Genomic DNA, 19,727 nt, shown 5'->3' with positions numbered 1-19,727 from the left:
GCCGGCGCTCAGGCTGCGGGCGAGGCCGTGAACTGCCAGCGCCGACGCGCGGCGAACACCGCATTCGGATATTCCGCCCGGCCGCGGCTGCCGTTGTAGCGGCCCAGCGCCAGGAACAGGTCGCCCCGCTCCCGGTCCAGGTAGTGCCGCAGGATCACGCAGCCGAAGCGCAGGTTGGTCTGCATGTGGAACAGCTGGCTGGGGTCGCCGTCACCGATCAGCCGCGACCAGAACGGCATCACCTGCATGTAGCCGCGCGCACCGGCCGAGCTGATGGCGTACTTGCGGAAAGCGCTTTCCACCTGGATCAGGCCCAGCACCAGCGCCGGCTCCAGGCCGGCGCGCGTGCTCTCGTACCAGGTGGCCTCGAGGAACTCCAACCGCGTGCGGCGTTCGGTCTTCTGCCGTTGCAGTCGCTCGCTCATGGCGCCCAGCCAGCGCAGGTAGGCCAGGCGGGCCTCCACCGTCGGGAAGCTCGGCTGCGGAGGCGCCTCGGCGGCGATGGCGGCCGACATCGCCGACCGCACGGCGTTGGCCAGCGGCTCCTCCGCCTGCGTGCCCGCGCGCGCGCCCACGCCGGGCAGGCCCCAGAGCGCACCCGCACCCAGCGCCAGGCAGGCACGCCGACGCAACATCCCGGGGCGTTTCATCGGCGGCCCATCCACGCCTCGAACGGGCCGCGCCAGCCCTGCCGCGCCATCGCCCGGGCGGCCGGTATCGCCAGCCACCACAGGCCCATTGCCCACGTCCAGGCGGCCAGCGGCGGCAGCGGCCAGCCCAGCCCCGCGCCGCTGAACAGCGCCAGGCAACCCAGCGAATGCAGCAGGTACAGGCTCAGCGTGCGCTGGCCCAGCGGCGCCAGGGCCTGCGGCCAGCGGCGGGCATGCAGCACCACCAGACCGACCAGTGGCACGGTCAGCATCCAGCCGATGCCGGGGGCCACGGCCGTCCACAGCGACAAGGCGCTGTCACCGCGTGCCGCGGCATCGGTGATGCTGAAGGCATAAGCCGCATTGGCCAGCAACCCCACCGGCAGCAGCCGGCGCACCCAGCGCTGCCACACCGGCCGCCAACGGCGGTGGGTGAGCAGGCGCAGCCGCGCCGCCAGCATGCCGGCGAGCATCGCCGCCCGCAGCACCGGCAGGAACAACACCAGCCCCAGCACCTGCAGCATCAGGTAGGCATTCAGGTTGAGCACGAACTGGTCGCGCCAGGAGGCGGTGGCGCCGAAGCCCTCGGACGCATCGGCCTGCGCGCTGCCGCCGGCCAGCAGCGTCAGCATCACGCTGAGCGCCACCGAGCCCAGCGCCCAGCCGCAAGCACGCAACCAGCGGGCATGCAGGCGCGACAGACGCTCACGCGCATGCGCCACCACGGTGAAGCCGCACAGCGCATACATCGTCAGGATGTCGCCGGCATAGACCAGGGCGCCGTGCAGCACGCCCAGGCCCAACAGGCGCCACAGCCGGCGGCGCCGGTCCTGCAGCGTGGCGCGGCGGCTGGCCAGCACCAGACCAGCGCCAAAGAGGAAGGCCAGCATCGGATAGGCCTTGCCATGCAGCAGCAGCGCAGTGAGCGACTGCAGCCCCAGGGACAGCATGCTGGCCGGATCGGCCTCGCCCAACGGCGCACCCCAGGGCCCCACGGTGTACGAGATGGCGTTGACCACCAGCACACCCACCATCGCCAGCGCCCGCAGCGCATCCAGCAGCGGGTCTCGGCGATGCGTGGGCGAGGTCACTCGGCGGCAGCCGGGGCCTTCAGGCGGGCCTGCAGATGCGAGACCAGCTCGGCCAGCGCCAGCTTGGTGGCGGCGGCGTCACGCCGACCCTGGTACTCGACCTGGCCTTCCTTCAAGCCGCGGTCCGACAGCACGACGCGGTGGGGCACGCCGATCAGCTCCCAGTCAGCGAACATGGCGCCCGGGCGTTCGCCGCGATCGTCCAGCATCACGTCGATGCCCAGCCGCTGCAGGTCATCGTGCAGCTGGTCGGCCGCCGCCTTGACCTCGGCGCTGCGGTCGTAGCCGATGGGGCACAGCACCACGGTGAAGGGTGCGATGCTGTCCGGCCAGACGATGCCGCGCTCGTCATGGCTTTGCTCGATGGCCGCGCCCAAGATGCGCGTGACGCCGATGCCGTAGCAGCCCATCTCGAAGAACTGCGGCTTGCCCGCCTCGTCCAGGAAGGTGGCGTTCATCGCCTTCGAGTACTTGGTGCCGAGGTAGAACACATGGCCCACCTCGATGCCGCGCTGGATGGCCAGCACGCCCCGGCCGTCAGGCGAAGGATCGCCGGCCTGCGCATTGCGGATGTCAGCCACCTCGTCGGGCTCGGGCAGATCGCGGCCCCAGTTCACGCCGGTGAAGTGGAAATCGGCCTCGTTGGCGCCGCAGACGAAGTCGCTCATGTTCGCCACGGTGCGGTCGGCAATCACCTTCACCGGCTTCTTCAGGCCGATGGGACCGAGGTAGCCCGGCTTGCAGCCGAAGTGCTCCTCGATCTCGGCCACGGTCGCGAAGCGGTAGCCATTCTTCAGCCCGGCCAGCTTGCCGGCTTTGATCTCGTTGAGCGCATGGTCGCCGCGCACCAGCAGCAGCCACACCGTGGCCTTGACGATGTCGCCGGCTTCGTTGCGCTCGTCGGTGGCCAGCACCAGCGACTTCACCGTGCGCTCCAGCGGCAGGCCCAGCAGCGCGGCCACGTCCTCGCAGGTGGCCTTGCCGGGCGTGGGCGTCTTCTCCAGCGCCTGTGCCGGCGCGGCACGCTCGGCGAGCAGCGCGACGGATTCGGCCAGCTCGATGTTGGCGGCGTAGTCGCTGGTCGGGCAGTACACCAGCGCATCCTCCCCGGTGTCGGCGATCACCTGAAACTCATGCGAACGGTCGCCGCCGATGGCGCCGGTGTCGGCCGCCACCGCGCGGTACTGCAGGCCCAGGCGGTCGAACACCGCGCAATAGGCGGCATACATTGCGTCGTAGCTCTTGCCGGCGGCGGCCACGTCGCGGTCGAAGGAATAGGCGTCCTTCATCGTGAACTCGCGCCCGCGCATCACGCCGAAGCGCGGCCGGCGCTCGTCGCGGAACTTGGTCTGAATGTGGTAGAAATTTTTCGGCAGCTGCTTGTAGCTGCGCAGCTCCTGGCGGGCGATGTCGGTCACCGCCTCCTCGCTGGTGGGCTGGATGATGAAGTCCCGTTCATGCCGGTCCTTGACCCGCAGCAGCTCCGGGCCCATCTTGTCGAAGCGGCCGGTCTCCTGCCACAGCTCGGCCGGCTGCACCACCGGCATCAGCAGCTCGACGGCGCCGGCGCGGTTCATCTCCTCGCGGATGATGGCTTCCACCTTGCGGATGACCCGCAGCCCCATCGGCATGTAGTTGTAGATGCCAGCGCCCAGGCGCTTGATGAATCCGGCGCGAAGCATCAGCTTGTGGCTGACGATCTCGGCGTCCGCGGGCGCTTCCTTCAGCGTCGAAATGAAGAACTGGCTGCTTTTCATGGGAGGTCTGAATCATGCAAGGCGAGCGCGGGGAGCGCTGCCATGTCCAGGGCGCTGACGATGCGGGAAAGCGAGACATCGCATGCCGCACCGGCCCGGTGCAATAATGATTTCAACTTATAGATTCGAGGTTTGATTATGCTCGACCGTGAAGGCTTCAGGCCGAACGTCGGCATCATCCTGCTCAACGCCCGGAACCAGGTCTTCTGGGGCAAGCGTCTGCGGACGCACTCCTGGCAATTTCCCCAGGGGGGCATCAAGCATGGCGAGACGCCCGAACAGGCCATGTTCCGCGAGCTTCACGAGGAAGTGGGGCTGCATCCGGAGCAGGTGAGGATACTGGCGCGCACCCGCGATTGGCTTCGATACGAGGTACCCGAGCACTACATCCGCCGCGATGCGCGGGGCCACTACCGCGGCCAGAAGCAGATCTGGTTCCTGTTGCGGCTCATGGGCCGCGACAGCGACATGAACCTGCGTGCCACCGACCACCCGGAGTTCGACGCCTGGCGCTGGAACGAGTATTGGGTGCCGCTGGATGTGGTGATCGAGTTCAAGCGCGACGTCTACCAGATGGCGCTCACCGAGCTCGCGCGCTTCCTGCCGCGCCCCAACCACCACAACCGCTACCTGCGCTCGGGCATGCGCCCGCATCGGCAGGACGACGGCGGCCAGCGGTCGTCGGCCCTGTCGCTGGACGGTAACCCGCAGACGACGACACCTGAATGACAGCCCGGGCCTCGCGGCCCAGGCGCTGTCATCAGGTCAGCACGAGGTTCGTGCGGTGGATCATCTCGGGCTCGTTCATGTAGCCCAACAGGCCTTCGATCTGCGATGACGGCTTGCGCACGATGAGCCGGGCCTCGGCGCTGGAGTAGTTGGCCAGGCCGCGCGCGATCTCGCGCCCTTCCTGCGTGCGCACCGCGATCACGTCACCGCGGTGGAACTCGCCCTGCACCTCGCTCATGCCAATGGGCAGCAGGCTCTTGCCGTCGCCCAGCAGCGCCTGCGCCGCACCCGCGTCCACCACCACCGCGCCGCGCAGCTGCAGGTGGTCAGCCATCCACTGCTTGCGCGCCGCGCGCTTGGCGGTGCTGGCCACCAGCAGCGTGCCGATCGCCTCGCCCTGCACCAGGCGCAGCAGCACGTCGGCTTCGCGACCCCAGGCGATTACGGTGCTGGCGCCGCTGCGGGCGGCCCGCGTGGCGGCCAGGATCTTCGTGATCATGCCGCCGCGGCCGATGCTGGAACCGGCGCCACCGGCCATGCGCTCCAGCTCCGGATCGCCGGCCTGGGCCACATCGACGAAGCGGGCGTCGGGGTTGTTGCGCGGGTCGGCGGTGTACAGGCCCCGCTGGTCCGTCAAGATCACCAATGCATCGGCTTCCACCAGGTTGGCCACCAGGGCGCCCAGGGTGTCGTTGTCGCCAAACTTGATCTCGTCGTTGACGACGGTGTCGTTCTCGTTGATGACCGGAATGACCTTCAGGCCCAGCAGCGTCAGCAGCGTGGAGCGGGCGTTCAGGTAACGCTCGCGGTCCGCCAGGTCGGCATGCGTGAGCAGCACCTGCGCACTGCCCATGCCGTGCTCCGACAGCTTGCTCTCGTACATCTGCGCCAAGCCCATCTGGCCGACGGCCGCGGCGGCCTGCAGCTCGTGCAGCTCCTTCGGCCGCGTGGTCCAGCCCAGGCGCTTCATGCCCTCGGCAATGGCGCCACTGGACACCATCACCACCTCGCGGCCGCCCTCGGCCAGGGCCGCGAGCTGGCGGCACCAGTTGCCGATGGCCTCGGCATCGACGCCGCGGCCTTCGTTGGTGACCAGGCTGGAACCGACCTTGACGACGATGCGCCGGGCGGTCTTCAGTTCGTCATTCATCTTGCGCAACAGGGGCGTCGAAACGCGGGTCCGGGTCGGGCATCGGCGCGTTCTTCTCGGCGGCCACATGGTCGTACACCGCATGGATGAGCGGCTCCAGGCCCTCCCGGGTGAGCGCGGAGATCTCGAAGACCGGGCCCTTCCACTTCATGCGCTTGACGAAGTCCTTGATGCGCGCGGCCCGCTCCTCGGCCGGCACCATGTCCAGCTTGTTGAGCACCAGCCAGCGCGGCTTGTCGTGCAGGGATTCGTCGTAGCGCTTGAGCTCCTTGATGATGCCCTTGGCCTGCGCCACCGGGTCCACGGCCTCGTCGAACGGCGCCATGTCCACGAGATGCAGCAGCAGGCGGGTGCGCTGAAGGTGCCGCAGGAAGCGGTGGCCGAGGCCGGCGCCATCGGCCGCACCTTCGATCAGGCCCGGCACGTCGGCGACGACGAAGCTCTTTTCCGGCGCTACGCGCACCACGCCTAGGTTGGGATGCAGCGTGGTGAACGGGTAGTCGGCGATCTTCGGCCGGGCATTCGAGATGGCCGCGATCAGCGTGCTCTTGCCGGCGTTGGGCATGCCCAGCAGGCCCACGTCGGCCAGCACGCGCAGCTCGAGCTTGAGCTTCTTCGCCTCGCCGGGCCAGCCGGGCGTCTTCTGCCGCGGCGCGCGGTTGGTGCTGCTCTTGAAATGCAGGTTGCCGAAGCCGCCGTCGCCGCCCTTGCAGATCAGCACCGGCTCGCCGGGCACCAGCAGCTCGGCGATGACTTCGTTCTTGTCGATGTCGGTGATGATGGTGCCCACCGGCATGCGCAGCACGATGTCCTCGGCGGCCGCCCCGAACTGGTCGGAGCCGCGACCGGCCTCGCCGTTCTTTGCCTCGTGGCGGCGCGCGTAGCGGTAGTCGATCAGCGTGTTGAGGTTGCGGTCGGCCACCGCGTACACGCTGCCGCCGCGCCCGCCGTCACCGCCGTTGGGGCCGCCGAAGGGGATGAACTTCTCTCGCCGGAAGCTCGCGCAGCCGGCGCCGCCGTCACCGGCGGCTGCATCAATGGTGGCTTCGTCAACGAACTTCATGGTCGGGAGATCTTAGAAGCAAAAAGACAAAGGCCCCGGCAAGCCGGGGCCTCGCAGCGGTGCCGGCTGCCTGGGCAGCCGGACCGTCACACGGGGGTGACGAACACCGTCTGGCGGTTGCGCTCGCCCTTGATGGCGAACGAGACCTGGCCATCGACCAGCGCGAACAGCGTGTGGTCCTTGCCGATGCCGACGTTGGTGCCGGCATGGAACTTGGTGCCACGCTGGCGCACGATGATCGAGCCGGCCGAGACGGCCTGACCACCGAACGCCTTCACGCCCAGCATCTTCGGTTTGGAGTCGCGGCCGTTCCGGGTGGAACCGCCGCCTTTTTTCTGTGCCATGGATCAATGCTCCTGAATTAGCGACGACGTCAGAGCGTCACGGCACCGATCTCGAGCTCGGTGTAGGTCTGACGATGACCACCGTGCTTCTGATAGTGCTTGCGACGGCGCATCTTGAAGATGCGGACCTTGTCGTGCTTGCCTTGCGCCACAACGGTGGCCTTCACGCTGGCGCCGGCAACCAGGGGCGTGCCGACCGTGAGCTCTGCGCCGTTTCCGACGGCGAGCACCTGGTCAATCACGATTTCCTGGCCAACGTCCGCAGCAATCTGTTCTACCTTGATCTTCTCGCCGGAAGCAACCTTGTATTGCTTGCCACCGGTTTTTATGACCGCGTACATGTCAACCCTTTCAATCATCCGCACCCCAAGGACGACCCTTGGCGCGCGGAACCCGGCATTATAGCCTGATCCGCGGGCTTGGCAACAAGCGGGGCAGCCAGCCGGCGGAGCGTCACGGCGATGTTCCTATAATCGCGGGCTACCCAATGTCGTCCACTTCCCCTAACGCCAACGTGACTTCGCCTGCCCCCTCCACCCCTCTCGCCGTCGATCCGATGGCGCACGAGATGCAGGCAGTGGACGCCGCCATCACCGAGCGCCTGCGCTCCGAAGTGGTGCTGATCAACCAGATCTCGCACTACATCGTCAGCGCCGGCGGCAAGCGCATCCGCCCGCGGCTGGTGCTGCTGTTTGCCAATGCCCTCGGTTTCACCGGCCCGGAGCGCTTCACGCTGGCCGCCACGGTGGAATTCATCCACACCGCCACGCTGCTGCACGACGACGTGGTGGACGAGTCGTCACTGCGCCGCGGTCGCCAGACGGCCAATGCCATGTTCGGCAACGCCGCCAGCGTGCTGGTGGGCGACTTCCTGTACTCCCGTGCCTTCCAGCTGATGGTGTCGGTCGACCGCATGCGCGTGCTCGACGTGCTGGCCGACGCCACCAACGTCATCGCCGAGGGCGAGGTGCTGCAGCTGATGAACATGCACGACCCCGACCTGGCGGTCGACGACTACCTGCGCGTGATCCGCTACAAGACGGCCAAGCTGTTCGAGGCCAGCGCGCGCCTGGGCGCAGTGCTGGCCGATGCGCCGCGCGAGCTGGAAGACCGTTGCGCCGACTATGGCCGCTCGCTGGGTACCGCCTTCCAGCTGGTGGACGACCTGCTGGACTACCAGGGTGCCACCGCCGAGCTGGGCAAGAACGTAGGCGACGACCTGCGCGAGGGCAAGCCCACGCTGCCGCTGCTGGTGGCGATGGAGCGCGGTACCGCCGCGCAGCGCCAGCTGATCCGCCACGCCATCGAGCAGGGCGAGGTCGAGCGGCTGGACGAGATCGTGCAGATCGTGCGCAGCACCGGTGCGCTGGAAGCCACGCGGGAGGCCGCACGCCAAGAGGCCGACAAGGCGCGTGACTGCCTCAGCGCGATACCCCCTTCCCAATTCAAGGAAGCGCTGCTAGACTTATGCGTTCAGTCAGTTGATCGCTCGTACTAGCTAGTTGGGCACAACAAAAAGAAATCGGGGTGTAGCTTAGCCTGGTAGAGCGCTACGTTCGGGACGTAGAGGCCGGAGGTTCGAATCCTCTCACCCCGACCAGGACACACGAAAAAGGCCGCAGCAATGCGGCCTTTTTCATTGGCGCCACGATTTGAATGTAGGTGCTACAGCGGCCCCTGTTCCGGGGCTTGCGGCTGCCGGCGCGAACTACACTGCGGCCGAAGTCAAAAGTTGCCCTGTGGATACTGTCGCCGACGCCGCCCAATCGAGCCTGTCCGGAGTCGCCCGTGTGCTGGTGCATGCGGGCCGGTTGCAGCCGCGCCAGGCGGAAGCACTGGCGGCCCAGGCGCGTGAAAGACGGGTGAGCTTCGTCTCGGCGCTGGTGGCCGCCGGCACGGTGTCCGCCTCGGACCTGGCGCACACGCTGTCCAATGCCCTGGCGGTGCCGCTGCTGGACCTGAAGGCGGTGGACGTGGAGCGGCTGCCGCGCAACGTCATTGACAACAAGCTGGCCAGCCAGTACCAGGTGGTGGTACTGGGCCGGCGCGGCAACCGCCTGTTCATCGGCGGCGCCGATCCCACCGACCAGGAAGCGATCGAGCGCATCAAGTTCGCCACCCAGCTGTCGCCCGAGTGGGTGCTGGTGGAGTACGACAAGCTGGCCGCGCTGATGGAGGCGCTGGGCGCCACCGTCAACGAGGCACTGGAAAGCCTCGCCGGCGGGGACTTCGACTTCGACGTCAACGACGAGGCCGCTGCCGACGAACAGGCCAACGAGGTGGTGTCGGAGGTGGAAGACGCGCCGGTGGTGCGCTTCCTGCAGAAGATGCTGATCGACGCCATCAACGCACGTGCGTCCGACCTGCACTTCGAGCCCTACGAGTACCACTACCGCGTGCGCTTCCGCATCGACGGCGAGCTGCGCGAGATCACGCAGCCGCCGGTGGCCATCAAGGACAAGCTGGCCTCGCGCATCAAGGTCATCAGCCGGCTGGACATCTCCGAGAAGCGCGTGCCGCAGGACGGCCGCATGAAGCTGAAGTTCGGCAACAAGGCGATCGACTTCCGCGTGAGCACGCTGCCGACCCTGTTCGGCGAGAAGATCGTGATCCGGATCCTGGATCCGTCGTCGGCCAAGCTGGGCATCGAGGCACTGGGCTACGAGAAGATCGAGAAGGATCGGCTGATGGCCGCGATCCAGCGGCCCTACGGGATGATCCTGGTCACCGGACCCACCGGCTCGGGCAAGACGGTGTCGCTGTACACCTGCCTGAACATGCTCAACCAGCCGGGCGTCAACATCGCCACGGTGGAAGACCCGGCGGAAATCAACCTGCCCGGCATCAACCAGGTGAACGTGAACGACAAGGCCGGCATGACCTTCGCGGTCGCGCTGAAGTCGTTCCTGCGGCAGGACCCGGACATCATCATGGTGGGCGAGATCCGCGACCTGGACACCGCCGACATCGCGATCAAGGCCGCGCAGACCGGCCACCTGGTGATGTCCACGCTGCACACCAACGACGCGCCCACCACCCTCACCCGCCTGATGAACATGGGCGTGGCACCGTTCAACATCGCGGCCAGCGTGCTGCTGATCACCGCCCAGCGGCTGGCGCGCCGGCTGTGCGAGAACTGCAAGGCGCCGGCCGAATACCCGCGCGAAGCCCTCAAGCGCGCGGGCTTTCGTGACGAAGACCTGGATGGCACCTGGAAGCCGTACCGGGCGATCGGGTGCTCGGCCTGCAACAACGGCTACAAGGGCCGCGTGGGTCTGTACCAGGTGATGCCGATCACCGAGGCCATCCAGCGCATCATCCTGTCGGAGGGCACGGCCCTGGACATCGCCAAGCAGGCGCAGATCGAGGGCGTGCGAGACCTTCGGCAGTCGGGCCTGGTGAAGGTGCGGGCAGGCGTGACCACGCTGGAAGAAGTGATCACGGTCACCAACGAATAGACGTTCGGGGAAGGTCTGGAATGGCGACTGCTGCAGCCGCGAAGAACATCAAGGAATTTGTCTTCGAGTGGGAAGGCAAGGACAAGAACGGCAAGACCGTTCGTGGTGAGATCCGCTCCGGTGGCGAGGCCGCGGTGAGCGCCATGCTGCGCCGCCAGGGCGTGATGATCACCAAGGTGAAGAAGCGCCGGATGTCGGGTGGCAAGTCCATCAAGCAGAAGGACATCGCCATCTTCACCCGCCAGCTGGCCACGATGATGAAGGCCGGCGTGCCGCTGCTGCAGTCCTTCGACATCGTGGCGCGCGGCAGCACCAACCCCAAGCTCACCCGGCTGCTCAACGACATCCGCTCCGACGTGGAGACCGGCACCAGCCTGTCGGCCGCCTTCCGCAAGCATCCGCTGCACTTCAATGCGCTGTACGCCAACCTGGTGGAAGCCGGCGAGGCGGGCGGCATCCTGGAGCAGCTGCTGGAACGGCTGGCGCTGTACGAGGAAAAGACGCTGGCGCTGAAGTCGAAGATCAAGTCGGCGCTGATGTACCCGGTGGCGGTGATGGTGGTGGCCTTCGTGGTGCTGACGGTGATCATGCTGTTCGTGATCCCGGCCTTCAAGGATGTGTTCAGCTCCTTCGGCGCCGACCTGCCGGCGCCCACGCTGTTCGTGATCGCGCTGTCGGAGTTCTTCGTCGGCTACTGGTGGGTGATCTTCGGCGTGCTGTTCGGCGGCGGCTACTTCTTCATGCAAAGCTGGCGCCGCTCCGAGAAGATGCAGATCGCGATGGACCGGCTGCTGCTGCGCATCCCGGTGTTCGGCGAGCTGATCAACAAGAGCGTGATCGCACGCTGGACGCGCACCCTGTCCACGATGTTTGCCGCCGGCGTGCCGCTGGTGGAGGCGCTGGATTCGGTGGGCGGGGCTTCCGGCAACGCGGTGTACGCGATGGCCACCGAGAAGATCCAGAAGGACGTGTCCACCGGCTCGGCGCTGACCACCGCGATGCAGTCCACCGGCGTGTTCCCCACGATGGTGCTGCAGATGGCCTCCATCGGCGAGGAATCCGGCTCCCTGGACCACATGCTGGGCAAGGCGGCCGAGTTCTACGAGGACGAGGTGGACGAGATGGTCAAGGGCCTGTCCAGCCTGATGGAGCCGTTCATCATCGTCATCCTGGGCACGCTGATCGGCGGCATCGTGGTGTCGATGTACCTGCCCATCTTCAAGCTCGGCTCGGTCGTCTAGACAAGTGCCGGCCGACCTACCGCTCGACCTGCTGCTGTCGCCCTGGGTCCTGGCCCTGGTGGGCCTGTGCATCGGCAGCTTCCTCAACGTGGTGATCCACCGCCTGCCGCTGATGATCGAGCGGCAGTGGTGGGGCGACGTGTCGCACCAGCTGGGCGATGGCGACTCCTGGCGGCGCGTGTTCGCGGACAAGGGCGAGATGCCCGGCGCCCAGCAGCAGACCGCCCGCCAGCTGAGCACCGCGCTGGAAGCCCTGCCGCACCTGGGCATCGCCGCGCCGCGCTCCCGCTGCCCTTCCTGCGGCCATGCGATCCGCTGGCACGAGAACCTGCCGCTGCTGGGCTGGCTGCGGCTCAAGGGCCGCTGCTCGGCCTGCGGCAGCCGCATCTCGGCGCGCTATCCGCTGATCGAGCTGGCCACGGCGGTGCTGTTCGGGGCCATCGGCTGGCGCTTCGGTGCGCAGCCGGTGACCGTACTGTGGTGTGCGGTGGCCGCGGTGCTGGTGGCGCTGGCCGCCATCGACTGGGACACCACGGTGCTGCCCGACGCCCTGAACTTCCCGCTGCTGTGGGGCGGCCTGGTGGCCGCGGCGCTCGGCTGGACGCTGCCGCTGTCCACAGCGCTGTGGGGCGCGGTGGCGGGCTACCTGTCGCTGTGGTCGGTGTACTGGCTGTTCAAGCTGACCACCGGCAAGGAAGGCATGGGCTATGGCGACTTCAAGCTGCTGGCCGCGCTGGGGGCGTGGCTGGGCTGGCAGGCCATCGTGCCCATCCTGCTGATGTCGTCGGTGATCGGTGCGGTGGTGGGCATCGGCATGAAGATGCGCTCGTCGCTGCGCGAAGGCCGCTATGTGCCCTTCGGCCCCTTCCTGGCGGGCGCCGGGCTGGTGGTGATGCTGGCCGGCACGTCCACGGTGCTGGGCTGGATCGGCTGGGCCTGACGCGACGATGGACCGCGGCCTGCACATCGGCCTGACCGGCGGCATCGGCAGCGGCAAGAGCACCGTGGCCGCACGGCTAGTGGCCCGCGGCGCGGTGCTGGTGGACACCGATGCGATCTCGCGCGCCCTCACCGCCAGCGGCGGCGCGGCGCTGCCGGCCATCGCCGCGGCCTTCGGCGATGCGGCCATCGCCGCCGATGGCGCACTGGACCGCGACCACATGCGCCAGCGGGTGTTCGCCGACCCCGCGGCGCGCCACCGGCTGGAAGCCATCCTGCATCCGATGATCGGCGCCGAGACGCAGCGCCAGGCCGCGCTGGCCGCGGGCCGCACCATCGTCTTCGACGTGCCGCTGCTGACCGAGTCGGCCCACTGGCGCGCGCGGGTGCACAAGGTGCTGGTGGTGGACTGCAGCGAGGCCACCCAGGTGGCCCGCGTGATGCGCCGCTCGGGCTGGACGCAGGCCACGGTGGAGCGTGTGATCGGCCAGCAGGCCACGCGCCAGGCACGCCGGGCCATCGCCGATGCGGTGCTGTTCAACGAGGGGCTGACCTTGGAACAGCTCGATACCCAGGTACAGCGCCTGTGGCAGTACTGGAGCGTGGACCCTGTGAAACAATAAGCAGAGCCATCCTTACGGGCCTGCATCTTGGTTCTCTACGAATACCCGTTCAACGAAGGCATCCGCACGATGCTGCGGCTGGAGCATCTGTTCAACAGGCTCGGCCAACTGGTGGCGCGTGACGCAACCGTGGACCACCACTTCGCGCTGGCCACCCTGTTCGAGATCATGGACGTCGCCTCGCGCGCCGATCTCAAGTCCGACCTGCTGAAGGAGCTGGACCGCCACCGTGCGCAGCTCGAAGCCTACCGGGGCAACCCGGCCATCTCCGAAGCTGCGCTCAACGTCGTCACCTCGCGGCTGGACCATGCGTTCAACGGCCTGAACGAGATGGACGGCAAGGCCGGCCACCAGCTCAATGGCAACGAATGGCTGATGAGCATCCGCAGCCGCATCGGCATCCCGGGTGGCACCTGCGAATTCGACCTGCCTGCCTACCACGCCTGGCAGCAGCACGGGGCGGAGCGTCGGCGTGCCGACCTGATGGGCTGGATCGGCAGCATGAGCCCACTGGCCGACGCGCTGCATGTGCTGCTGGGCCTGCTGCGCGACAGCGGCGTGCCGCACAAGGTGGTGGCCACCGGCGGCCAGTTCCAGCGCAGCCTGCCGCAGGGCAAGACCTACCACCTGCTGCGTGTGAAGCTGCCCGACGATCCCGAACTGGTGCCGGAGATCACCGGCCATCGGCTGATGGTGTCGGTGCGGCTGATGCGCAGCGATGCGGAAGGCCGCGTGCGGCCGGTGACCGAGGACTGCAGCTTCGAGCTGACCCTCTGCGCCTGAATTCCCAAGCTGCCTGACGACGATGACACGCACCGTGAAGTGCCCGGGCTGTGGAGGTTCCAGCCTGTATGCGCCGGAGAACCGCTGGCGCCCCTTCTGCAGCGAGCGCTGCCGCACCGCCGACCTGGGCGCCTGGGCCGAGGATCGTTACCGGTTGCCGGCGGAATCGCAGGAGGCCGACGGCCTGCCGGGCGACACGCCCGCGCCCGCAGCGCCCGACGACGGCGGGCGCCCGCGCGGCGACTTCTGAACCGCCGGCCCGCCCGGGCCGGCTGCCGTCACACCCGTGCTTCGGCGGCGGCCGAGGCGGTGGCACCCACCGGCGGACGCTGGCGGCGCATTTCCACCGCGGGCAGCTTGAGCTGCTGGCGGTACTTGGTGACGGTGCGCCGGGCCACGTGGAATCCCTGGCGCTTGAGCATGGCGGCCAGTTGCACGTCCGACAGCGGCTCGCCCGGCGCCTCTTCCTCGATCAGCTCGCGGATCACGCCGCGGATGGCGGTGGTGGAGGCCTGGCCGCCGCTGTGCGTGGGCAAGGAGCGCGAGAAGAAGTACTTCAGCTCGAACACGCCCGATGGCGTGGCCATGTACTTGTTGTTGGTCACGCGACAGACGGTGGACTCGTGCAGGCCCACCTCCTGCGCGATGTCGCGCAGTGCCAGCGGCTTCATCGCCATGGGGCCGTACTCGAAGAAGTGGTGCTGGTGGCGCACGATGGCATTGGCCACGTCCAGGATGGTGGCAAAGCGCTGCTCCACGTTGCGCAGCGTCCAGCGGGCTTCGCGCAGGTGAGCGGCCAGGTCGGTCTGTCCGGTGTCGCGGTGGCGCTGGAACAGGTCGGCATACAGCCGGTTCAGGCGCACGCGGGGCACCACCTCGGGGTTCAGCGTGGTGATCCAGTTCGAGCCACGGCCGCGGCGCACGATGACGTCGGGCGTGACATAGGGTGTGCGCGCCGAATCGAAGCGCGAGCCCGGACGCGGGTTGAACTGGCGGATGCGCTCGCACACGGCTTCCACCTCGGCGGGCGTGGCATCCACCAGGGCGGCCAGCTTGTGGAACTCGCGCATGGCCAGGCGCTGCAGCGGCTGCGCCAGCACCTTGCGGGCCAGCGCGCGCTGCTTCTCGTCCTCGATCAGCACCGTCTGCAGGTGCAGGCATTCGGCCAGGTCGCGGGCGCCGATGCCCAGCGGGTCCAGGCCCTGCACACGGCACAGGGCCACGCGCACTTCGTCCAGGCCGGTGGGCGGGTCCAGCTCGGCCAGCGTGCACAGCTCCTCCAGCGGCTGGCGCAGGTAGCCGTCGTCGTCCAGCGACTCGATCACCATCGCGCCCAGTGCGCGGTCGCGCTCGGTCAGCGGCATCACGTTGAGCTGGGTGTGCAGGTGCTGGCGCAGCGAGATGCTCTGCGGCAGCAGGTCGATCAGCGATACGTCGCCGTCGGACGCCGGACCGTGGCCACCGCCGGCCGACATCGTCCAGGCCTGGGCCTCCCAGGGCGCTGCGGACACATCGGCGCCATCGTCCAGATCGGTGCTGCCCGCGGTGTCGTCGCCCTCTTCCTCCAGGAAGGGGTTGCCGTCGAGGGCTTGCTGCACCTCCTGGGCGAAATCCATCGACGACAGCTGGAGCAGGCGCACCGCATGCTGGAGGCGGGGCGTGACGGTCTGGGTCTGGCGGCGCTCGATGCGCATGTGCAGTGCGGCGGTCATGCAATCTCCTGGGGCCGGGGTAGGCGTTGCAAACAGTGTCGCGGCCGCTCTTCGCCTCGCGCCTAGGCGGATGCGGGCGCTTCATGTAGGCATGCTCCGACAGTGATCTCCAGTACCCGGACGGCCCCCTCGGCATACCGCGGCCTACCCGCCACAGGCAGGCGCTTGCCGCAAAAAATTCTGCGCCGCAGCCCCGCGCGGCCGCGGTGCCCGCGCCGCCCCGGGCACGCCGGCTGCGAAGGTGCCGCACCATGCCCACCACACCCCCCGACGCCCTGCCGCCCGCCCTGGTCTATGTGAGCGACGAGATGCCGGGTTGGCGCCGCGTCAAGCGCGGGCGCAGCTTCGGTTATGTCGACGAGCAGGGGCAGCCGGTGAAGGACGAATCCGCGCTGGCCCGCATCCGCTCGCTGGCCATTCCGCCGGCCTACACCGACGTGTGGATCTGCCCCCGCGCCACTGGCCACCTGCAGGCCACCGGCCGCGACGCACGCGGGCGCAAGCAGTACCGCTACCACGCGCTGTGGCATGAGCACCAGGGCCAGTCGAAGTTCGAGCGGCTGCAGCAGTTTGGCCGCGTGCTGCCGGCCATCCGCCGGCGGGTGCAGCGGGACCTGGACCAGCCCGGCCTGCCCCGCACCAAGGTGCTGGCGGCGCTGGTGCGGCTGCTGGACACCACCTACCTGCGCATCGGCAATGACGAGTACGCCAAGCAGAACGGCTCCTTCGGCCTGACCACGCTGCGGCGCAAGCATGCGGCGGTGCGCGGCAGCGTGCTCAAGCTGTCCTTCCGCGGCAAGAGCGGCGTGGAGCAGGAGGTGGCGGTGGAGGACGCCCGGCTGGCGCGCATCGTGCGCCGCTGCCAGGAGCTGCCGGGCCAGGCGCTGTTCCATTACCTGGACGACGACGGCCAGGTGCACGGCATCGATTCCACCGACGTCAACGAATACCTGCGTGCAGTGGCCGGCGACGACTTCAGCGCCAAGGACTTCCGCACCTGGCATGCCAGCGCGCTGGCGCTGGAGCGGCTGCTGCCCTGCGAGCTGCCGCATACCAAGCGCGAGCTGACGGTGCTCACCCGGCAGGTGATCGGCGAGGTGGCGCAACACCTGGGCCACACCATCGCGGTGTGCCGCAAGTCGTATGTGCACCATGCGGTGCTGCGCAGCTTCGAGCGCGGCTGCCTTGAGCAGCTGTGCCGCGTGAAGGAGCGCGGCGCACGCGGCCTGCTGGCGCGTGAACGCAGCCTGCTGGCGCTGATGGCCGCGGAGCAGGCGGCCGAACGCAAGGCAGGCGCTACTTCTCCCAGTACACGGGCGTCTGGTAGTAGTCGTGCACGTCCCGGTGCCAGGCCTCGCCCCCATTGAGCTGCGTGGGCCAGTGGGTGGACTCGAAGCCCGGCGCATTGTCGAAGTGGGACTTCTGCACATCCAGCACGAAGGCGCGGCGCTCGCTGTCCAGCCGCAGCGCCCGCCACGGGATGGCGAACAGCTTCTCGCCAATGCCCAGGAAGCCACCGCTGGACATCACCGCATAGGCCACGGTGCCATGCGCCAGGTCGATCATGAGTTCCTCGACGTCGCCCAGCGTCTCGCCGGCGAGGTTGACGATGTTGAAGCCCGTGAGGGTGGAGGCGCTCATCAGCGCGGCACCGGGCCCCGTGGCTTCGGTGAGCGACTGAACGCTGTCGATGCGGGTGGCGGTGTCGTCGGCAGGCAGGGTGGCCATGATCAGTCTCCTGGCGAGGGCAAAGCCCGATGGTGGAGCCAGAAGGCAACGCCTGTGCCTGACTGCAGCCGCGCCGACCCATAATCAGCCTTTTGCAGCGCGGCCAGGTCGCGCGTCGGGTAGTTATGGGACATGCTTTGATCGTCGAGGACGACCCGGACGTCGCCGAGACCATGGCGGCTCTGATCGCCGCCGAAGGGTTCACGGCCGTGACGGCACGTACGTTGAAGGACGCGCGCAGGCAACTGGCCACGCGGGCGCCCGATCTCGTCCTGCTCGATCTGCAGCTGCCGGACGGCCAGGGGCTGGACCTGCTGAAGGACACCGACCAGCTGGCCAACACCGAGGTGGTGCTGGTCACCGGCCACGCGAGCATCGAGACCTCCATCCAGGCACTGCGGCTGGGCGTGGCCGACTACCTGGTCAAGCCCTTCAACATCAAGCAGCTGCAGGGCATCCTGTCGCGCCTGATGCAGCCCTCCACGCTGAAGGCCGAGCTGGAGGACCTGCGCGCCGAGCTGGACCGCACCGGCCGCTTCGGCCACATGGTGGGCCGCTCCGCGCCGATGCGCCAGGTGTACGAGCAGATCGCGAGGGTGGCCGGCTCGGCCGTCACCGTGCTCATCACGGGTGAGAGCGGCAGCGGCAAGGAAGTGGCGGCGCGCACCATCCACGACCTTAGCCGCCGGCGCCACCAGCCCTTCCTGGCGGTGAACTGCGGCGCCATCTCGCCGCACCTGATCGAAAGCGAGATCTTCGGCCACGAGAAGGGCAGCTTCACCGGCGCCGACCGCCAGCACCTGGGCTTCTTCGAACGGGCGCACGGCGGCACGCTGTTCCTGGATGAAGTGACCGAGATGCCGCCGGAGCTGCAGGTCAAGCTGCTGCGCGTGCTGGAGACCGGCAGCTTCATGCGCGTGGGCAGCACCACGCCGGTGGAAACCGACGTGCGCGTGATCGCCGCCACCAACCGCGTGCCCACCGAGGCGGTGGCCAGCGGCAAGCTGCGCGAAGACCTGATGTACCGGCTGGACGTGTTCCCGATCCGCATGCCTTCGCTGCACGAGCGGCCGGACGACATCCCGATGCTGGCCGAGCACTTCCTGCAGGACATCGGCCGCCGCGAGGGCGTGAACAAGCGCTTCCTGCCCACCGCCATCGCGGCGCTGTGCCGCCACCGCTGGCAGGGCAACGTGCGCGACCTGCGCAACGCGGTGCAGCGCATCTACCTGATGGCCGACGGCCGCGACATCGACGACGAATGGCTGCAGCCCGGCCTGGGCGCCGGCACCAAGGCCCGCCCGCCGACGGTGACCGTGGACGACCCCGACACGCTGACGGTGCGCATCGGCCAGCCGCTGGCAGAGATCGAGCGGGCGGTGATCCTGGCCACGCTCAAGCGCTTCGACCACCACAAGGAACGCACCGCCGCGGCCCTGGGCGTGAGCCTGAAGACGCTCTACAACCGCCTCAAGGAATACGCGGAGAAGTAGCCGCCGGGCGCGTGGCCGACGCCAGTTCGGCCACCAGCGCCCAGATGTGCTGGGCCACCGGCGACAGCGAGCGGTTGCGCCGCCGCACCAGCACGATGCGCCGGCGCAGCGGGGGCTTCAGTGCCACCGCGCGCAGCGCCTGTCCATCCGGCAGCGGCAGCGACAGCGCCGGCAGGATGGACAGGCCCAGCCCCTCGGCCACCATGCGGAAGGCGGTGGTGGCATTGCCCACGTCCTGCACCACGCGGGCGCGCGGGCCGTGCCGGCGCAAGGCCTCGTCGATCAACGGCCGGCTGCCCGAGGTGTGGTCCAGCAGCACCAGCGGCTGGTCGGCCAGCGCGGCCAGCGACACGCTGCTGCGCCGGGCGAAGGCATGGCCGGCCGGGCACACCAGCACGAAGGCCTCCTCGAACACCGGCTGCTGCTCCAGGTCGTCCATGCGGTCGCCGCCCACCACCACCGCGAAATCCACCGCGCCGGCGCGCACGCTTTCCAGTGCCAGGCGCTGGGCCTGGTCGGTCAGCAGCACCTGGATGTCCGGGTGGCGCTGCTGGGCAGCCGACAGGCAGCGCGGCATCAAGCCGGCCGAGACGGTGGGCGCGCTGGCCACCCGCACCACCCCGCGCGCCTGGGCGCCCAGCGCCTGGGTGCGGGCCAGCAACTCCTGCAACTCGCCCAGCACGCGGCGCAGCGGGCCCACCAGCGTCTGGCCGGCGGGGGTGAGCAGCACCTCCCGCGTGGTGCGGTCCAGCAGCTTCAGGCCGAGCTCCGATTCCAGCGCCCGCATGCTCTGGCTGACCGCCGGCTGCGACAGGCCGATGGCCGCGCCGGCGCGGGCAAAGCCGCCCTCGTCGGCGATGGCCAGCAGCACCTGCAGCTGACGCAGGCTGACATTCATAAGCGCAGCGAATCAACCGATCCCATCAATCCATTTTACAAACGGGGCTGCGGCCCGTGTAATCACGG

The 19,727-nt window shown here is 68.6% G+C and carries 20 protein-coding genes and 1 tRNA gene; 11 read left to right on the top strand and 10 right to left on the bottom strand.

Going from position 1 to position 19,727, the window contains the following annotated elements; genetic code table 11:
• Nucleotides 1-8: 8 nt before the first annotated feature.
• From VO99_RS02350 to VO99_RS02340, 3 genes are read right to left on the bottom strand one after another with little or no spacing between them, the layout of a single operon-like run.
• Nucleotides 9-650, bottom strand: coding sequence for a lytic transglycosylase domain-containing protein (locus VO99_RS02350; RefSeq protein WP_046111148.1), 642 nt, complete (start codon nt 648-650; stop codon nt 9-11).
• The gene (locus VO99_RS02345; protein ID WP_046111147.1) at nt 647-1,741 is read right to left on the bottom strand and encodes a DUF418 domain-containing protein; all 1,095 of its coding nucleotides are present in this window, start codon (nt 1,739-1,741) and stop codon (nt 647-649) included. Before VO99_RS02345 ends, VO99_RS02350 begins: the two co-directional genes overlap by 4 nt.
• On the bottom strand, nt 1,738-3,498 hold the full coding sequence (locus VO99_RS02340; RefSeq protein WP_046111146.1) for a proline--tRNA ligase: 1,761 nt from the start codon (nt 3,496-3,498) through the stop codon (nt 1,738-1,740). Before VO99_RS02340 ends, VO99_RS02345 begins: the two co-directional genes overlap by 4 nt.
• A 138-nt stretch (nt 3,499-3,636) precedes the next feature.
• Between VO99_RS02340 and VO99_RS02335 the strand changes: the two genes are divergently transcribed.
• Entirely contained in the window at nt 3,637-4,227 is a 591-nt protein-coding gene (locus VO99_RS02335; protein WP_046111145.1) for an RNA pyrophosphohydrolase, read from the top strand.
• Nucleotides 4,228-4,258: 31 nt separating this feature from the next.
• On the opposite strand, the gene proB is transcribed toward VO99_RS02335, so the two are convergent.
• The 4 genes from proB to rplU form a co-directional block, all read right to left on the bottom strand.
• On the bottom strand, nt 4,259-5,377 hold the full coding sequence (proB, locus tag VO99_RS02330) for a glutamate 5-kinase (RefSeq protein WP_046111144.1): 1,119 nt from the start codon (nt 5,375-5,377) through the stop codon (nt 4,259-4,261).
• A complete protein-coding gene (gene cgtA / locus VO99_RS02325; RefSeq protein WP_046111143.1) occupies nt 5,370-6,440 on the bottom strand; it encodes an Obg family GTPase CgtA in 1,071 nt (356 codons plus the stop codon). The genes proB and cgtA overlap by 8 nt, the downstream gene beginning before the upstream one ends.
• 86 nt (nt 6,441-6,526) lie before the next feature.
• A complete protein-coding gene (gene rpmA / locus VO99_RS02320; protein WP_046111142.1) occupies nt 6,527-6,784 on the bottom strand; it encodes a 50S ribosomal protein L27 in 258 nt (85 codons plus the stop codon).
• A 29-nt stretch (nt 6,785-6,813) separates the two neighbouring features.
• Nucleotides 6,814-7,125 carry a 50S ribosomal protein L21 gene (rplU, locus tag VO99_RS02315; protein ID WP_046111141.1) on the bottom strand — a complete coding sequence of 104 codons (312 nt, stop codon included), beginning with the start codon at nt 7,123-7,125 and terminating at the stop codon, nt 6,814-6,816.
• A gap of 146 nt (nt 7,126-7,271) precedes the next feature.
• Between rplU and ispB the strand changes: the two genes are divergently transcribed.
• The 8 genes from ispB to VO99_RS02275 all read left to right on the top strand — a co-directional run bounded on the left by ispB (nt 7,272) and on the right by VO99_RS02275 (nt 14,078).
• Nucleotides 7,272-8,282, top strand: a complete 1,011-nt coding sequence (gene ispB / locus VO99_RS02310) for an octaprenyl diphosphate synthase (RefSeq protein ID WP_083440286.1) — start codon at nt 7,272-7,274, stop codon at nt 8,280-8,282.
• Between the two features lie 25 nt (nt 8,283-8,307).
• A tRNA-Pro gene (locus VO99_RS02305) sits at nt 8,308-8,384 on the top strand.
• A gap of 139 nt (nt 8,385-8,523) precedes the next feature.
• Nucleotides 8,524-10,242, top strand: coding sequence for a type IV-A pilus assembly ATPase PilB (pilB, locus tag VO99_RS02300; RefSeq protein ID WP_046111139.1), 1,719 nt, complete (start codon nt 8,524-8,526; stop codon nt 10,240-10,242).
• 20 nt (nt 10,243-10,262) lie between these two features.
• Nucleotides 10,263-11,483 carry a type II secretion system F family protein gene (locus tag VO99_RS02295; RefSeq protein ID WP_046111138.1) on the top strand — a complete coding sequence of 407 codons (1,221 nt, stop codon included), beginning with the start codon at nt 10,263-10,265 and terminating at the stop codon, nt 11,481-11,483.
• Between the two features lie 4 nt (nt 11,484-11,487).
• Nucleotides 11,488-12,423 carry a prepilin peptidase gene (locus VO99_RS02290; protein WP_046111137.1) on the top strand — a complete coding sequence of 312 codons (936 nt, stop codon included), beginning with the start codon at nt 11,488-11,490 and terminating at the stop codon, nt 12,421-12,423.
• Nucleotides 12,424-12,430: 7 nt separating this feature from the next.
• Nucleotides 12,431-13,045, top strand: a complete 615-nt coding sequence (gene coaE, locus VO99_RS02285; RefSeq protein WP_046111136.1) for a dephospho-CoA kinase — start codon at nt 12,431-12,433, stop codon at nt 13,043-13,045.
• A gap of 27 nt (nt 13,046-13,072) precedes the next feature.
• Nucleotides 13,073-13,828 (top strand): cell division protein ZapD, encoded by a 756-nt coding sequence (zapD, locus tag VO99_RS02280; RefSeq protein WP_046111135.1) that lies wholly within the window; start codon nt 13,073-13,075, stop codon nt 13,826-13,828.
• 22 nt (nt 13,829-13,850) lie between these two features.
• Entirely contained in the window at nt 13,851-14,078 is a 228-nt protein-coding gene (locus VO99_RS02275; protein WP_046111134.1) for a DNA gyrase inhibitor YacG, read from the top strand.
• Between the two features lie 28 nt (nt 14,079-14,106).
• On the opposite strand, the gene rpoN is transcribed toward VO99_RS02275, so the two are convergent.
• A complete protein-coding gene (gene rpoN / locus VO99_RS02270; protein ID WP_046111133.1) occupies nt 14,107-15,540 on the bottom strand; it encodes an RNA polymerase factor sigma-54 in 1,434 nt (477 codons plus the stop codon).
• Between the two features lie 251 nt (nt 15,541-15,791).
• Here rpoN and VO99_RS02265 point away from each other — a divergent pair, with 251 nt between their 5' ends.
• Nucleotides 15,792-16,907, top strand: coding sequence for a DNA topoisomerase IB (locus tag VO99_RS02265; protein WP_046111132.1), 1,116 nt, complete (start codon nt 15,792-15,794; stop codon nt 16,905-16,907).
• Here VO99_RS02265 and VO99_RS02260 read toward each other — a convergent pair.
• Entirely contained in the window at nt 16,837-17,268 is a 432-nt protein-coding gene (locus tag VO99_RS02260) for a PRC-barrel domain-containing protein (RefSeq protein ID WP_046111131.1), read from the bottom strand. The genes VO99_RS02265 and VO99_RS02260 overlap by 71 nt on opposite strands.
• A 125-nt stretch (nt 17,269-17,393) precedes the next feature.
• Here VO99_RS02260 and VO99_RS02255 point away from each other — a divergent pair, with 125 nt between their 5' ends.
• The gene (locus VO99_RS02255; RefSeq protein ID WP_046111130.1) at nt 17,394-18,761 is read left to right on the top strand and encodes a sigma-54-dependent transcriptional regulator; all 1,368 of its coding nucleotides are present in this window, start codon (nt 17,394-17,396) and stop codon (nt 18,759-18,761) included.
• Here VO99_RS02255 and VO99_RS02250 read toward each other — a convergent pair.
• Nucleotides 18,739-19,659, bottom strand: a complete 921-nt coding sequence (locus VO99_RS02250) for a LysR family transcriptional regulator (RefSeq protein ID WP_046111129.1) — start codon at nt 19,657-19,659, stop codon at nt 18,739-18,741. The two genes, VO99_RS02255 and VO99_RS02250, sit on opposite strands and share 23 nt — an antisense overlap.
• Between the last annotated feature and the right edge of the window lie 68 nt (nt 19,660-19,727).

This window comes from Aquincola tertiaricarbonis, from assembly GCF_000969605.1.
Lineage (GTDB): Bacteria > Pseudomonadota > Gammaproteobacteria > Burkholderiales > Burkholderiaceae_C > Aquincola > Aquincola tertiaricarbonis.
This window is presented reverse-complemented; position numbering and strand designations above follow the sequence as displayed.

Excerpts from the sequence above, each read along its gene's own strand:
- rpoN (WP_046111133.1), bottom strand. The coding sequence starts at position 15,540 with ATGACCGCCGCACTGCACATGCGCATCGAGCGCCGCCAGACCCAGACC.
- cgtA (WP_046111143.1), bottom strand. The coding sequence starts at position 6,440 with ATGAAGTTCGTTGACGAAGCCACCATTGATGCAGCCGCCGGTGACGGC.
- VO99_RS02255 (WP_046111130.1), top strand. The coding sequence starts at position 17,394 with ATGGGACATGCTTTGATCGTCGAGGACGACCCGGACGTCGCCGAGACC.
- rpmA (WP_046111142.1), bottom strand. The coding sequence starts at position 6,784 with ATGGCACAGAAAAAAGGCGGCGGTTCCACCCGGAACGGCCGCGACTCC.
- VO99_RS02295 (WP_046111138.1), top strand. The coding sequence starts at position 10,263 with ATGGCGACTGCTGCAGCCGCGAAGAACATCAAGGAATTTGTCTTCGAG.
- rplU (WP_046111141.1), bottom strand. The coding sequence starts at position 7,125 with ATGTACGCGGTCATAAAAACCGGTGGCAAGCAATACAAGGTTGCTTCC.
- ispB (WP_083440286.1), top strand. The coding sequence starts at position 7,272 with ATGTCGTCCACTTCCCCTAACGCCAACGTGACTTCGCCTGCCCCCTCC.
- coaE (WP_046111136.1), top strand. The coding sequence starts at position 12,431 with ATGGACCGCGGCCTGCACATCGGCCTGACCGGCGGCATCGGCAGCGGC.
- VO99_RS02335 (WP_046111145.1), top strand. The coding sequence starts at position 3,637 with ATGCTCGACCGTGAAGGCTTCAGGCCGAACGTCGGCATCATCCTGCTC.
- VO99_RS02350 (WP_046111148.1), bottom strand. The coding sequence starts at position 650 with ATGAAACGCCCCGGGATGTTGCGTCGGCGTGCCTGCCTGGCGCTGGGT.
- VO99_RS02265 (WP_046111132.1), top strand. The coding sequence starts at position 15,792 with ATGCCCACCACACCCCCCGACGCCCTGCCGCCCGCCCTGGTCTATGTG.
- VO99_RS02260 (WP_046111131.1), bottom strand. The coding sequence starts at position 17,268 with ATGGCCACCCTGCCTGCCGACGACACCGCCACCCGCATCGACAGCGTT.
- proB (WP_046111144.1), bottom strand. The coding sequence starts at position 5,377 with ATGAATGACGAACTGAAGACCGCCCGGCGCATCGTCGTCAAGGTCGGT.
- VO99_RS02250 (WP_046111129.1), bottom strand. The coding sequence starts at position 19,659 with ATGAATGTCAGCCTGCGTCAGCTGCAGGTGCTGCTGGCCATCGCCGAC.
- VO99_RS02340 (WP_046111146.1), bottom strand. The coding sequence starts at position 3,498 with ATGAAAAGCAGCCAGTTCTTCATTTCGACGCTGAAGGAAGCGCCCGCG.
- VO99_RS02275 (WP_046111134.1), top strand. The coding sequence starts at position 13,851 with ATGACACGCACCGTGAAGTGCCCGGGCTGTGGAGGTTCCAGCCTGTAT.